Here is a 13,211-nt window from a genome sequence, read left to right as displayed (position 1 = left end):
GTCGGGGGCTCCGCCGGGCGCCGTGGGACGACCGGGAGTGCACTGGTCTCGTGCCTGACGTCGTCAAGAACCCGTTCGTGATCGCACCGGGAACGGTGCAGCAGGGTCTCAAGCGCGTGCGCGCCTTCAGCTCTGGCGAGCTCGTGGTGGACTCCCGGGCACCGCTGCTGGTCTGGGAGCACCCGTACGTCCCCGAGTACTTCTTCCCGGCGGCGGACCTGAAGGTCGAGCTGCGACCGACCGGCACCGGTCCGGCGTCCGCGGCACTCGGTGTCAGCGAGCTCTTCGACGCCCTGCTCGCGGGGCGGGTCGTGCCTGGGGCAGCCCGCCGTCACCCCGAGGCCGGCGTCGTGGCCCTGCGCGACGCGTACGCCCTGACCTGGTCGGCCTTCGACACCTGGATGGAGGAGGACGAGATCGTCTTCACCCACCCCCGCAGCCCGTACGTGCGCGTGGACGCCCTCTCCAGCAGTCGGCACGTCATCGTGACGGTCGCGGGCGCCGTCATCGCCGACTCGCACCGCCCCGTCGTCCTGTACGAGACCGGGCTCGTCCCGCGCTACTACCTCCCGCAGGTCGACGTCCGCATGGATCGGCTGATCCCCACCGCCACCGTCACTCACTGCCCCTACAAGGGGACCGCGACGTACTGGGACCTGGCCGTCGAAGGGGCCACGATCCGTGATGCCGCGTGGTGCTATCGCACTCCCTTGCCCGAGTCGGTCAAGGTCGCGGGGCTGGTCGCGTTCTGGCCCGAGAAGAGCCCCGACCTGCACATCACCGTCGACGGCCAGGAACCGACCGCCTAGAGCGCCGGCTCGTCGACCTTAGCGCCGAGATCGCGTCTGACCGAGGGCCTGGCCGGGCTCACGCACGCCTGAGGTACCTGAGGTAGAACGCCCCGAACACCAGCACGATGCCGACGTTGACCATCAGCCGCGGCCAGAAGTGGTGCCTGAAGAACAGGAGGTCCACGCCGACCACGACGACGACCATCGCGAGCACGTACAGCACGATCACCGCAGACCTGCCCACGGCCTCATTCCTACGTCGCTTCGGTCGTCGCCGCGACACACGACGCCGGACCTCGGGACATCGGCGGCCGCGGGAATCAGAACACGCGGATGGCGATCTCCGCGGGCGCCTCGAGGAGCCTGGTGATCTCGTCGTCGAGCTTGACCAGGGTCAGGGAGGCGCCGGCCATCTCCAGGGAGGTGCAGTACTCCCCGACGTAGCTGCGCCGGACGTTGATGCCCTGGGCCGTGAGCTTCTCGTGGGCGATGCCGTAGAGCAGGTACAGCTCGCTGAGGGGGGTGCCGCCGAGCCCGTTGATCATCAGGGCGACGTCGTCGCCGGAGCTGTAGGGCAGGTCGGGGACCACGGCGCCGAGGAACTCGTCGACGATCGCGTCCGCCGACATGATCTTCGCCCGGCGCCGCCCCGGCTCGCCGTGGATGCCGACGCCGATCTCGATCTCGTCGTCGCCGAGCTCGAACAGCGGCGCCCCCTTCGCCGGCGGCGTGCAGGCGGTCAGGGCGATGCCGAGGGTGCGGGTGACGGAGTTGACCTTCTCCCCGATGCGGACGACCTCGTCGAGGTCCGCCCCCGCCTCGGCGGCGGCGCCCACGGCCTTCATGACGAAGAAGTTCCCCGCGACGCCGCGGCGGCCGACGGTGTAGGTGGAGTCCTGCACGGCGACGTCGTCGTCGATGAAGAGGGTGCGCGCGGTGATCCCGTCGGCCTCGGCGAGCTCCTGGGCCATCTCGAAGGCCATCTTGTCGCCGGTGTAGTTGTTGACCAGCAGCAGCACGCCCTTGTCGGAGGCGAGGAGCTTCGCCGTCTCGTAGACGTAGTCCGACGGCGGGGCGGCGAAGACGTCCCCGGGGCAGGCGCCGTCGAGCATGCCCTTGCCCACGCTCATGACGTGGGCGGGCTCGTGGCCCGACCCCGAGCCCTGGATGATGGAGACCTTGTCGTTGCGCGGGGCGTCGGCCCGCATGATGAGGTTGTACTCGGGCACGTAGCGCAGGGTGTCCGGGTTGGCGAGCTCGATGCCCCTGAGCATCTGGGGGACGTAGTCCTTGGGGTCGTTGACGAACTTCTTCACGGCGTCCTCCACATCGTTGTGAATGATCGGTGATGCTCGGTCCGGCCCGGCGCCGGCGTCGGTGCCAGCGTGGCAGGTTCAGGAGGCGGCGGAGGCAGAACCGTCCTGCCACCGGCTCGCGATCTCCTCCGCGAGCACGGCGATCGCGAGGGCGCCGGGGTCGGGGGAGCCGATGCTCCGCTCACCGGTGTAGGAGGCCCGCCCGCGCCTGGCCTGCATCGTGCTGGTGGCCTCGGCGCTCTCGCGCGCCCGGGCCGCCGCGGCGTCGAGGGCCGCCTGGGTCTGGGTGCCCTGCTCGAAGAGGTCGGCCAGGGTGTCGGTCATCGGCACGAGCGCGTCGAGGAGGGTCTTCTCGCCCAGGTCCGCGCCGCCGCGGGCCTTGATGCCGGCGATCGCGGCCCGGAGCATCTCGACGACGTCGGCCCCGTCCAATTCCTCCTTGCCCTTCGCGGCCGCACCGGCGCGCAGGAACGCCGTGCCCCAGATCGGCCCCGACGTCCCGCCCATGCGGCTGGAGATGGTCGTCGCGACCTTCTGCAGGAACACCCCGGCGTCGGTGCGGTCCAGGGTGTCCCACTGGTCGAGCACCTTCTCGAAGCCGCGGGCGAGGGAGTACCCGAAGTCGCCGTCGCCGACCACGGAGTCGAGATCGCCGAAGTACTTCTCGTTCGCGACGATCGTCTCGGCGATGGTCCGCACGACGAACTCCGTGCGCTGCAGGGCTGCGGTCATCGGGGCGCCTTCCTTGTCCGGTCCAGGATCGTGGTCAGGTCGCCGAGGTGGACCTCGTCGCCCACCCCGAGGCCGAGGGGGTCGGCGAGCACCCGGGCGGGCTCGGCGTCGTCGCCCAGGCTGGTGAGGACCAGCGCGGCGCCGTCGAAGTTCTCCTCGGCGGTGTAGCTGCTCACCGTCACCACGGTGGCCAGCCCCGCGGCGAGCGAGGCGCGCAGGCCGTTCTCGCTGTCCTCGACGACGACGGCGTCGGCGGGGTCGAGGCCGAGCTCGTGCAGGGCGTGCAGGTAGATGTCGGGGGCCGGCTTCTTGCGGGGCACGATGTCACCGGCGAAGACGGCGAAGTCCGCGGCGCGCGCGGCCCCGACGGCGTGCTCGAGCACGGCGCGCACGGAGACCTCCGCGGAGGTGGAGGCGACGGCCAGGCCCCAGCCGGCGTCGGCGGCCTCCTCGGTGATCCGGGCGATCCCCGGCCGTGGCGGCATGACGCCGGCGCCGATCCGGGCGGTGTAGTGCGCCGTCTTGCGCTTGTGCCAGTCGGCGATCATCGCCTGCTGGTCGGCGGGGTCGGTGGGCAGGTTCGCCGCCGCCACCAGCTCGGGGGTGAGCAGGCTCGCCATGCGCTCCTTGCCGCCGCCGATCTTGACGCGCTCGGCGTACTCCTCCTCCGACCACCGCACCGGCAGCCCCACCTCGGCGAAGGTCTCGTTGAAGGCCGGCAGGTGGCCGAAGCGCTCGGTGTCGGCCAGGACGCCGTCGCAGTCGAAGATCAGGGTCGGGGCCATCACGTCGCCTCCGCGCCGTCGGCGTGACCGGTCGAGCCGAACACGTCGAAGTACCGGGCGATCTCGGTCGTCACAGCCGCGGACATGTCCCTGAACATCGACGGCGGGTCCCACTTGTCGCGCTCCTCCGCCCGGCGCAGGTGCTCGAGGGCGGACTGCATGTACGCCCGCTTCAGCCCGGTGGAGATGTTGATCTTGGAGACCCCGGCGTCGATGAACGTGCGGAACTCGGCGTCGCTCAGGCCGGTGCCACCGTGCAGCACGATCGGGCGGTCGGTGAGCCGGCCCAGCTCGCGGACCCGGTCCGGCAGCAGCACCGGGGCCTTCGTGTACTGCCCGTGGGCCGTGCCGAGCTGGGGAGCGAGGAGGTCGGCGCCGGTGCGCTCGGCCACCTCGGCGAGCTGCTCCACCGAGTACGAGTGCACGGCGACGTCGGAGCCGACGTCGTCCTCGACGCCGACGATGTTCTCGATCTCCGACTCCACGTCGACGCCGGCCGCGTGCGCGAGGGTGACGACCTCGCGCGTCTCCTGCTCGGCCTGGGCGAGATCGCGGTCGGAGGCGTCGAAGAGCACCGAGGACCAGCCGGCCGCCACGACGTCCTCGATGACCTTGCGGTCGGGGCAGTGGTCCAGGTGCAGCGCGACCGGGACGGGGGCGGGGGAGGCGGCGGCCGCGAAGGTCTTGGTCATCAGGTCGACGCCGATCGACCGCACGGTCTTGACCGAGACCTGGATGATGACCGGCGAGGACTTCGCGACCGCGGCGTCGATCACCGCCCGCAGGCTCAGGTCGTCGAGGATGTTCACCGCGGGGACGGCGTAGCCGCCCTCCTGCCCCTTGCGGGCGAGCTCCAGCGTGGACGCGATCATGGTGATCCCTCCCTGGTGCCAGGCGCGCCGGGCAGGCAGGTGCGGCTCCGGGCGCCTGAGACGGACAGGTCCACCACGACTGTCCTCTCCATCGACGGACATCGCGAGCACTGCACGGATACGCGGGTAGGGCGACTCTAGGCAGGGACGGCGGGCCCGTCCAGAGCACGTCTCTCAGAGGTCGTGAGGACTGCGAGCCACCTAGCTCGCAGGCCGGTTCCTGCCTGGCGCCTCCGCGACCAGGAGGGACGAGCGGTCAGCGGCGGGGAACGCACGCACCGGTCCGACGACGGTCAGGCCGACCAGGTCGCCCGGCTCGGGTGGCTGCAGGCCGACCACACGGGCCCGCACGCCCTGACTCGACGTGGTGTCGGTCAGGTCCAGCTCCACCACGGCATCGTGCCCGAAGTAGGCGACGCTGCGGACGGTCGCATCGAGGGAGCCGGAGCCGGGGGACGTCAGCGCGATCTGCTCGGGGCGCAGCAGGACGTCCACGGCGCCGCGAGGGACGAACCCGCGGACCGGTAGCGTCCCAAGCTCACAGGTCACGCGGCCCTCGGCCGCCGTGCCCGGGACGATGACGGCGTCGCCGAGGAACCGGGCCACCTCGGTGTCGACGGGCTCGCCGTAGATCACCCGGGGGGCCGCCACCTGCCGGATCGCACCGGTGCCCAGGATCGCGACCTGGTCCGCGAAGGACAGCGCCTCGTCCTGGTCGTGGGTGACCAGAACGGCTGTGGCGCCGGTGGCGCGCAGGGCGCGGGCGGTGGCCTCGCGGGTCGCGGCGCGCAGGCCGGTGTCGAGCGAGGAGAAGGGCTCGTCGAGGAGCACGAGGCCCGGGCGCGGGGCGAGCGCCCGGGCCAGGGCGACGCGTTGCTGCTGGCCGCCGGAGAGCTGGTCCGGCCGGCGGTCGGCCAGCTCGGCCGGGAGGCCGACGAGGTCGAGCAGCTCGAGCACCCGATCGCGATGACGGCGCCGCGGCCAGGGAAGACCGAAGGCGACGTTTCCGGCCACCGACAGGTGGGGGAACAGCCCGCCCTCCTGCCGCACGTAGCCGATGCCCCGGCGTTCGGGCGGCACCCAAACGCCGGCACCGGCCACGGTGCGGCCCCCGATGACGGCCTCCCCCGAACCGGGCCGCAGGAAGCCGGCAATGACGCGCAGCAGCGTCGTCTTGCCGCTTCCCGACCCGCCCAGGACGGCCGTCGTGGTGCCTTCCGGCACCACCAGGTCGACCTCCTTGAGCACCGGCCGGCGACCGTAGCCGGCGGTGACGGCGCGCAGCTGCACGTCGGTCATCGTTCCTCCAGGATCTGGCGCCGCAGCAGCATCGTCAGGGGCGCGGACAGTGCGATCATCACGGCCGCATACGGTGCCGCAGCGGCGTAGTCGAGCTCGCCGGTCGCTCGCCAGAACGCCAGGGCGAGGGTGTCGGTCCCGGTGGGGGCCAGCAGCAACGTGGCGGTGAGCTCGGTGCTCACGGCGAGCGCCACGAGGACGAAGCCGGTCACCACCGACGGCCCCATGAGCGGAAGGACGACGCGAGCGAGGGTCGCCGGGCCGCGCAGCCCGAGCGACCGGGCGGCCTCGGACAGCTCCGGCGGCGCGGCGGCGAGCCCGGCGCGCAGGGACACCATGGCGCGGGGCAGGAACAGGATGGCGTAGGCGAGGACGGCCAACCAGACGGTCTGGTAGACCGGCCGGGCCCAGTCGACGGCGAGGGTGACCAGGGCCAGACCCACCACCACGCCCGGAAGGGCGCTGGCGAGGTAGGTGGCGCGTTCGAGCACCATGGTCAGCGCCGACCGGTGCCGGTTCAGCAGCCACGCCCCGGGCAGGGCCGCGGCGATCGCGGCCGCGCCGCCGAGGAGCGCGAGGCCCGCCGTGCTGACCGTGACCTGGAGCAGGTCGCCGCCAACCGCGTCGGTGTCGCCGATGGCGGCGACCAGCCAGCGTGCCACGGTGGCGACGGGCACGACGAGGGACAGGCCGACGACGGTGGCCAGCACCAGCACGGCTGGCGCCGTCCAGGCGCCCAGCGCGACCCGCGAGGCGGGGCGCTGGGCCCCGGACCCCACCCGCGCCACCCGCCGGCGCCCACGCGCGACCACCTCGAGCGTGAGTGCGAGCAGGCACAGCACCAGCAGCACCGAGGCGAGCAGGCTCCCGGCGCTGTCGCTGAACCCCACGGCGTACCGCTGCATGATGGCGGTGGTGAACGTCTGGAAGCGCATCATCTCCAGCACGCCGTACTCCGCCAGCAGGTGCAGCGCGACCAGCAGCGCCCCGCCGCTCAGCGCGGGGCGCAGGCGGGGGAGCACGGTGCGGGCGACGGCGGCAGCAGGGGAGAGGCCCAGGGAGCGGGCCACCTCCTCGTCCGCCGGGTCGAGCGTGCGCAGCAGGGCCGCCACGGGCAGGAACACGAAGGGGTAGTACGCGCACGTGGTGACCAGGGCCGCGCCGGCGAAGCCGGTGAGCCACGGCGCCACGGACACCCATGCGTAGGCGCTGACGAACGCCGGCACCGCCAGCGGCGCCAGCAGCAGGGCACGCCACAGCCCGGCCCCCGGCAGCGCCGTGCGCTCGACGAGCCAGGCGGCGAGGGTGCCCACGATGACGGTGGCGGGCACCGTGACGGCGACGAGCATGCCGGTATGCCCCAGCAGCTCGCCGATCCGGGGCCGGAGAAGGTAGTCGGCCGCCCCTTCGGCCCCCGCGGACAGTGCGTTGGTGAGGACCACCAGCACCGGCAGGACCGTCAGGGCAGCGACCAGGGCCGCCGCCACCGCGGCCCCGGGCGGCCTAGAGGATGCCCGCATCGGTCATCAGCGCGAGGACCTCGTCGGAGTTGAGGGTGAACGGGTCGACCGGGGGCGCCTCCAGGTCCTCCAGGCGGGGCAGCGCCGGGTCCGACTCGACGCCGGTGCCGACCGCGTACTCCATCGACCCGCTGTCGACGAGGAGCTGCTGGCCCTCGGGGCTGGTGATGAAGGCGAGGAACTGCTGAGCCTCGTCGGGCATGTCGGACGAGGCGAGCACCCCGCCGGCGGACAGGCTGACGAAGGCGCCGGGGTCCTGGCGGCCGAAGTAGTGCAGCGCGGTGTGGGCGCTGCCCTGCTTGTCCCCGGCCTGATCGCGGTACCAGTAGTAGTGGTACATGATCCCGACGGGTACTTCGCCCGCGCTGACGGCCTTCATCGTGGCGATGTTGTTCTGATAGACCTCGGCGTTGTCGGTCAGGGTCTCGAGCCAGGCGCGGGTCTCCGCCTCGCCCCGGTCGGCGAGCATGCCGGCCACGATGGCCTGGAAGTCGGCGCCGCCGGGCGCCGCCCCCCAGCGGCCGGCCCACTCGGGGCGGGCCAGGTCCATGAGGGAGGTGGGCAGCTCGTCCTCGCTGATCTGGTCGGTGTTGTAGACCAGCACGGTGGACCGGGCGGCGATCGCCGTCCACCGACCGGAGGAGGGAGCCATCCCCTCACGAACCTGCGACCGGGTCTCGTCGGCGACCGGTGCGAGCAGGCCGGCGCGCTCCACGACGGTCATCGCCGGGGAGTTCTCCGTCAGGAACACGTCCGCGGGGGAGGCGTCGCCCTCCTCGACGATCATGTGGCCCATCGAGGAGTCCTGGCCCTCGCGGACCTGCGTCTCGATGCCCGTCGCGTCGGTGAACGCCTCCGCCCACGCCTCGGTGACATTGCGGTGCTGGGAGGAGTAGATCTGCAGCGCCCCGGGCTCGGCCTCGAAGGACTCCTTGGCCTCGCCGCCGCCACAAGCGGACAGCGCCAGGGGCAGGGCCAGCAGAGCGGCGAGCAGGGGGCGGCGGTTCAGGGGCACGAGATGCTTCCGTTTCATCGGTCGGAGAGGGGCACGAGGTCCTGCAGGCGCCGGACGGGACGGTCGGCCAGGCGCCAGAACATGCAGCCGGCGGCGATCGCGACGGTGGTGGCGACGAGCGGCGCGGAGATGTGGGCGAGGATCTGGAACTGGATGAGGTAGACGTACAGGGAGGCGGCCGCGAGGACGCCGATTACGGGCACGCACCGGGCGGGCACGCGCACCTCGGGCATCAGCGTCAGGGCCGCGACGCCCGCCAGGACGGTGGCGTTGCGCACCGGGTCGTCGGGGAAGTACGTCGCCCCGCCGACCGCGGCCACGGCGAGGGTGAGCAGTCGGCGCCGGCGGGTGTCGGCGTGCGCCACCGCCGCGCCGACGGCGAAGAGCCAGAACGTGGTCGGCATGATTCCGCGAAGCACGCCTTCGCCGAGGTGGAGGACGACGAAGCGCGGCACGAGCGCCACGGCCGCCACCGCCGCCGCCACCCGCCAGGGGTCGCGCTGCCAGGCCCGGGAGAGGGCCGGCACCGACAGGACGGCGGTCAGCACGAGCGTGCTGGCGACGAGCGCGTCGACGAACCACAGCTCGTTGCGAAACCCGTAGGTGACGTCGCCGAGCATCCAGTTGGCGAGGGCGACGTTCGCCCACCCGTACCGCTCCTGCGTCACCATGCCGATCAGGGCCACCGCCATGGTGGGGACCGCCACCCCGATCAAGGTGCGGGCGGTCGCCCGCCAGCGTCCGCCCGGCGTGGGCGCCGAGAGGCCGAAGCGGGCGGCGTTGAAGCCGGCCACCGCCAGGAGGGTGTGCGCGCCGCCGAGGATGCGGAAGAGGTCGGCGTGCGAGCCACAGATGATCACCACGGCGATCGTGCGCAGCAGGACCGACGTCTCCACGGTGCGCCACCGGCGCCGGACGGGGTGCGCAGGCTCCGTCGTCGGGGAGCCGGCGCGGCGGGACCGTCCCAGCTCAACGAGCTCGCTGAGGGGGCGGTGGTGCCAGGCGCGGGGGAGCGGACCGATGAGACCTTCGAGCCGGACCGAGGCCTGCACGTGGCTGAGGGAGTCCCCGCCCTGCTGGACGAAGGTGCGGTCGAGGCCGACGGCGTCCACGCCGAGCACCTCGCCGACGACGCGGGCCACCTGCACGGCGAGCGTCGGGCTGGCCCCGACCGACTCGGCGGTGCGCAGCCTTGTCTCCTCGCACACCGCCGGGGAGCCGCCGCGCACGAGGGCCATGCACCCAAGGCGGTCAACCTTGCCGTTGTCCAGGCGGGGCAGCTCGACGACGGCGACGGCCACCGCCGCGGGGCCCAGGCCCGAGGCCTCGCCGGCGAGGCGCCGGGCCCGTCCGGCGGCCTCGACGACGCTGTAGCCGGCCTCGGGCTCGACCGCCACGGTCAGGCCGGTGTCGTCACCCCCCACGCAGGCGCGTAGCCCGGCCGACTCGAGGGCGGCCTCGACCGGGGCGAGGTCGACCCGCAGGCCCATGACCTTCACGAAGCCGGACCGGCGCCCGACCAGACGCAGCAGGCCGTCCGGGCCTACCCGGCCCAGATCACCGGTGCGCAGCTCGTTCAGCATCGGGCCGAGCGCCAGGTCGTCCGGGTGCTCGGCGTAGCCCATCATGACGCCGGGGCCGCGCACCACGACCTCCCCGGTGCCCTCGGCGGCCTCCGGCACGCTCGTGTCGAGGGCGAGGGAGGTGTCCGCCACGGGGCGCCCGACCGCGTCAGGGTGGTCGGCGACCAGTGCCGGGTCGAGCACGCAGATGCGCGCCGTGGCCTCCGTCTGGCCGTACATCACGGCGAGGTCCCAGCCCTGCTCGCGGCCCAGGGCCGCCGTGCGCACCACCCGGTCGGGCAGCAGGCGGCCCCCCGCCTGGGCCAGCAGGCGCAGCGAGGGGTGGGCCCGTTCGAGCACGCCGGTGCTCTCCATGAGCTCGACCATGTGCGGCACGACCGCCAGCGTCGTCACCCGCAGGTCGTCCACCGCGCGCCACAGGTCCTCGTCCAGGACGGAGCCGTCGTGCAGCAGCACCGAGGCGCCGACCGTCAGGTGGGAGTGGAGGACGGAGAGCCCGAAGCAGTAGTGCAGAGGCAGGCTCGTGATGGCCCGGTCGGCCGCGGTGAGCCGTAACGCCTCGGCGATCGCGGCGGCGTTGCTGGTGAGGTTCCGGTGCGAGAGTCGGACGAGCTTCGGCGAGCCCGTGCTGCCCGAGGTGCTCAGGAGCAGCGCCAGGTCGGGGTGGAGGAGGTGGCCCGGGTCCGGCGAGACGACCTCGAACGGGCTGCCGGGGCGACCGGTCAGCACGATGTCCGGCCGGTAGCGGTCGACGATGCCGGCCGCGCGGGCGCCGTCGGCCGTGACGAGCGCGACGTGGCCGGCCGCGAGCGTGGCCAGGTACGCCGTCACGACGGCGAGGTCCGGGCGCAGCGGCAGGTGCACGAGCCGGCGGCCCTCGGCAGGGTCCGGCAGCTGGGCGGCGAGGTCCGCGATGCGCTCCCTCAGCTCGCCGTGGCTGAGGACGTCCCCGGACGCGGTGAGCAGCGCGGGGCGTCCCAGCGTCGCCGCACCCGGGAGGCCGGGCAGCGCGCTGCCGGGGCGCGGGAGACCGGTGGTCGTCAGCGTCGGCACGAGCGGTGAGGTTAGCCTTACCTAGTTACGTGACACAAGTGTGAGGTAAATCGGTGGCTGGTGAGGTCTGGTGGTCGTCCCTCGTTGCGGCCGACCGTGACGTGGTCACCCTGCTCGACGGCACGGAACGGGCACGCGTGGAGTCGCTCGAGCGTCCGGCTGATCGCGGCCGGTCCATGGTCGGCGCGGCACTGCTGCGCGTCGCGGTCGCCGCCCACCTCGGGGTCGGGCCGGACGAGGTGGTGGTGGACCGCACCTGCACCGACTGCGGCCAGCCCCATGGGGTGCCGCGCATCATCGGCCCCGGCGGGCCGGGGCCCTGGGTCTCCGTCTCGCACTCGGGAGTTCTGGTCGTCGTCGCTCTGAGCCCGCACGGTCCGGTGGGCGTCGACGTCCAGCGGGAGTCTGACCTGCCCGACCCCCGCGGTGCCCAGGACTGGGTGCGCCGGGAAGCCGAGCTCAAGGCGCAGAATGCGGCCCGGCTCGGCCGGTATCCCGCCACGCTGCCGGCTGCGGTCGAGGCGGGTGCCGCGACGCGCGAGCTGCTGCCTCCGCTGGACGGCTACGCGGCCGCACTGACCACCCTGGGCGAGCCGGTCACGCAGCACGTGGTCCGGCACTGGCCTCGGGCCCGGGGCTCAGTGGTCCGGCACTCGCCTCGGGCCCGAGGCTCGGCGAGCCCCTCAACGTGAGGCGGCAAGCACGACAGGGCGCAGGTGCACCATCAGCGGGAATGCGCCCGTCCCTGGTCCGGTAGCCTCGGGTTCGAGGCGATGGATCCCGCCTGGGTGTGTGCCCGAACCGCCGCTGTGGCTGATGGTTCCTGTCTCGTCGATCCCTGGCGGGCGGGATGCTGCCCGCCCTGAGGAGGTGCGGTCGTGGTCAAGCCCGTCCCGCAACCCGCGGTGTCGCGGATGGTCGACATCGCCGGGCACCCGGCCGTGGTGGGGGTCGTTCCCGGCCAGCCCGATCTGGTGGCGCTGACCGCGCTGTCGTGGGCGCGGGCGGTAGGCGCCCCGGCGCTCTACTTCGGCTACGCCGACACCTCCCGGTACGTGGTCGAGGAGTACCGGGACGGCAGCGTGCGCCACGCGCCGATCGACCCGGACACCGCCGACGACCGGTGGCAGGAGATCCACGCCCGGTTGCACGACCAGCTCCACGCCGTGCTGGGCGGGGTGGGGGTGCCCTGGCACCTGGTGTACCTCGCCGGGCGCCCGGACCGGGCGCTGACCCACCTCGCCCGGGCGGTCGACGCGGCGGTGCTGATCGTCGGGACGCGCGCGCCGGGCGGCGCCGCCCGCATGCGCGAGTTCTTCGAGGGATCGGTCGCGGTGCACCTCGCCCATCACCAGCACCGTCCGGTGCTGACGGTTCCGCTGAGCGTGGTGGACTGGAAGGACATGAGGGCGCCGTGGGAACGGTGAGCCGCGTGACCACGGGTCGGCAGCGGCGCTCGACCTCCGTGGTCCGCCTGGCCGGGCTGGTGGCCCTCGGGGGGATGGTCGGCGTGACGGCCCGTGCCCATATCGAGGCGACGTTCCCCGCCCCGCCCGGTGGCTGGCCGTGGGCGACGTTCGCGATCAACCTGGTCGGGTCGCTGGTCCTCGGCGTCCTGCTCGAGTCGCTGCTGCGCAGCGGGGACGACACCGGCTGGCGGCGCGGCGTCCGGCTCGGCTGCGGCACGGGCATCATCGGCGGGTTCACCACCTACAGCACCTTCATCCTCGAGGTCGAGGAGCTGCTCCGCGGTGGTCACACGGTGGTGGCCGTGGCGTATCCGCTGGTGAGCGTGGTGCTCGGCCTGGTCGCGGCCGGGTGCGGCATCGCCGTCGCGGCGGCGGTGAGCAGGCGCCGGCGCGCCGGGCGGGAGGCCCCATGATCGCGCTGCTGACCGCCCTGACCGGCGGGCTCGGTGCCGCCGCCCGGTTCCTGCTCGACACGGTCATCGCCCGGCACAACCGGCTGTCGGTTCCCATCGGGACGGTGCTGGTCAACGTCACCGCGTGCTTCCTGCTCGGCGTGCTGACCGGGCTGGTCCTCGGCGACTCCGACCTGGGTGAGGTCAAGGCGGTGCTGGGGGTGGGCTTCCTCGGGGGGTACTCCACGTTCAGCACCGCGAGCGTCGAAGGTGCCCGCCTCGTGCTGCAGCGACGCTACGGGCAGGCGATCGCACACTCCGGAGGCATGCTCGTGCTCAGCCTCGCGGCCGCCACCCTCGGCGTCGTCCTGGCCCTGCCCTGAG

Annotated in this window: 14 protein-coding genes and 1 riboswitch; of the genes, 5 read left to right on the top strand and 9 right to left on the bottom strand. The window is 73.2% G+C overall.

Features of this window, described 5'->3' with window-relative positions; genetic code table 11:
- The first annotated feature begins 50 nt into the window (after positions 1 to 50).
- On the top strand, positions 51 to 809 hold the full coding sequence (locus tag GD970_RS03580) for a DUF427 domain-containing protein (protein WP_211489735.1): 759 nt from the start codon (positions 51 to 53) through the stop codon (positions 807 to 809).
- Positions 810 to 867: 58 nt separating this feature from the next.
- Here the strand turns inward: GD970_RS03580 and GD970_RS21470 are convergent, their stop codons facing one another.
- The 9 genes from GD970_RS21470 to GD970_RS03540 all read right to left on the bottom strand — a co-directional run bounded on the left by GD970_RS21470 (position 868) and on the right by GD970_RS03540 (position 10,966).
- Entirely contained in the window at positions 868 to 1,035 is a 168-nt protein-coding gene (locus GD970_RS21470) for a hypothetical protein (protein WP_170297219.1), read from the bottom strand.
- Positions 1,036 to 1,111: 76 nt separating this feature from the next.
- The gene (dhaK, locus tag GD970_RS03575) at positions 1,112 to 2,107 is read right to left on the bottom strand and encodes a dihydroxyacetone kinase subunit DhaK (RefSeq protein WP_152200869.1); all 996 of its coding nucleotides are present in this window, start codon (positions 2,105 to 2,107) and stop codon (positions 1,112 to 1,114) included.
- Positions 2,108 to 2,185: 78 nt separating this feature from the next.
- Positions 2,186 to 2,839 (bottom strand): dihydroxyacetone kinase subunit DhaL, encoded by a 654-nt coding sequence (gene dhaL / locus GD970_RS03570; protein WP_152200866.1) that lies wholly within the window; start codon positions 2,837 to 2,839, stop codon positions 2,186 to 2,188.
- The gene (locus GD970_RS03565; protein ID WP_152200864.1) at positions 2,836 to 3,624 is read right to left on the bottom strand and encodes an HAD-IA family hydrolase; all 789 of its coding nucleotides are present in this window, start codon (positions 3,622 to 3,624) and stop codon (positions 2,836 to 2,838) included. Before GD970_RS03565 ends, dhaL begins: the two co-directional genes overlap by 4 nt.
- Positions 3,624 to 4,496, bottom strand: coding sequence for a class II fructose-bisphosphate aldolase (locus GD970_RS03560; RefSeq protein ID WP_152200862.1), 873 nt, complete (start codon positions 4,494 to 4,496; stop codon positions 3,624 to 3,626). The genes GD970_RS03565 and GD970_RS03560 overlap by 1 nt, the downstream gene beginning before the upstream one ends.
- A gap of 201 nt (positions 4,497 to 4,697) precedes the next feature.
- Entirely contained in the window at positions 4,698 to 5,795 is a 1,098-nt protein-coding gene (locus GD970_RS03555; RefSeq protein WP_152200860.1) for an ABC transporter ATP-binding protein, read from the bottom strand.
- On the bottom strand, positions 5,792 to 7,315 hold the full coding sequence (locus tag GD970_RS03550; protein WP_152200858.1) for an ABC transporter permease: 1,524 nt from the start codon (positions 7,313 to 7,315) through the stop codon (positions 5,792 to 5,794). Before GD970_RS03550 ends, GD970_RS03555 begins: the two co-directional genes overlap by 4 nt.
- Positions 7,299 to 8,348: an iron ABC transporter substrate-binding protein gene (locus GD970_RS03545; RefSeq protein ID WP_152200856.1), complete on the bottom strand. Its 1,050-nt coding sequence runs from the start codon at positions 8,346 to 8,348 to the stop codon at positions 7,299 to 7,301. The genes GD970_RS03550 and GD970_RS03545 overlap by 17 nt, the downstream gene beginning before the upstream one ends.
- A complete protein-coding gene (locus GD970_RS03540) occupies positions 8,345 to 10,966 on the bottom strand; it encodes a non-ribosomal peptide synthetase (protein ID WP_152200854.1) in 2,622 nt (873 codons plus the stop codon). The genes GD970_RS03545 and GD970_RS03540 overlap by 4 nt, the downstream gene beginning before the upstream one ends.
- Before the next feature lie 53 nt (positions 10,967 to 11,019).
- Between GD970_RS03540 and GD970_RS03535 the strand changes: the two genes are divergently transcribed.
- From GD970_RS03535 to GD970_RS03520, 4 genes are all read left to right on the top strand, one after another.
- A complete protein-coding gene (locus GD970_RS03535; protein ID WP_152200852.1) occupies positions 11,020 to 11,658 on the top strand; it encodes a 4'-phosphopantetheinyl transferase family protein in 639 nt (212 codons plus the stop codon).
- Positions 11,659 to 11,726: 68 nt separating this feature from the next.
- Positions 11,727 to 11,799, top strand: a riboswitch (Fluoride riboswitch).
- Positions 11,800 to 11,844: 45 nt separating this feature from the next.
- On the top strand, positions 11,845 to 12,393 hold the full coding sequence (locus GD970_RS03530) for a universal stress protein (RefSeq protein ID WP_226925132.1): 549 nt from the start codon (positions 11,845 to 11,847) through the stop codon (positions 12,391 to 12,393).
- A gap of 5 nt (positions 12,394 to 12,398) precedes the next feature.
- Positions 12,399 to 12,848 (top strand): fluoride efflux transporter FluC, encoded by a 450-nt coding sequence (locus GD970_RS03525; RefSeq protein ID WP_226925131.1) that lies wholly within the window; start codon positions 12,399 to 12,401, stop codon positions 12,846 to 12,848.
- Positions 12,845 to 13,210, top strand: a complete 366-nt coding sequence (locus GD970_RS03520) for a fluoride efflux transporter FluC (RefSeq protein WP_152200848.1) — start codon at positions 12,845 to 12,847, stop codon at positions 13,208 to 13,210. The genes GD970_RS03525 and GD970_RS03520 overlap by 4 nt, the downstream gene beginning before the upstream one ends.
- Position 13,211 lies beyond the last annotated feature (1 nt).

The sequence above is a fragment of the Georgenia thermotolerans genome (assembly GCF_009193185.1).
GTDB lineage: Bacteria > Actinomycetota > Actinomycetes > Actinomycetales > Actinomycetaceae > Georgenia > Georgenia thermotolerans.
The sequence above is the reverse complement of the archived record's forward strand: the minus strand, read 5'-3'. Positions and strand labels throughout refer to the sequence as shown.

What these genes read in the sequence shown, in the direction of transcription:
- dhaL (WP_152200866.1), bottom strand. Translation starts at nt 2,839, where the DNA reads ATGACCGCAGCCCTGCAGCGCACGGAGTTCGTCGTGCGGACCATCGCC.
- GD970_RS03555 (WP_152200860.1), bottom strand. Translation starts at nt 5,795, where the DNA reads ATGACCGACGTGCAGCTGCGCGCCGTCACCGCCGGCTACGGTCGCCGG.
- GD970_RS03545 (WP_152200856.1), bottom strand. Translation starts at nt 8,348, where the DNA reads ATGAAACGGAAGCATCTCGTGCCCCTGAACCGCCGCCCCCTGCTCGCC.
- GD970_RS03550 (WP_152200858.1), bottom strand. Translation starts at nt 7,315, where the DNA reads ATGCGGGCATCCTCTAGGCCGCCCGGGGCCGCGGTGGCGGCGGCCCTG.
- GD970_RS03560 (WP_152200862.1), bottom strand. Translation starts at nt 4,496, where the DNA reads ATGATCGCGTCCACGCTGGAGCTCGCCCGCAAGGGGCAGGAGGGCGGC.
- GD970_RS03520 (WP_152200848.1), top strand. Translation starts at nt 12,845, where the DNA reads ATGATCGCGCTGCTGACCGCCCTGACCGGCGGGCTCGGTGCCGCCGCC.
- GD970_RS03565 (WP_152200864.1), bottom strand. Translation starts at nt 3,624, where the DNA reads ATGGCCCCGACCCTGATCTTCGACTGCGACGGCGTCCTGGCCGACACC.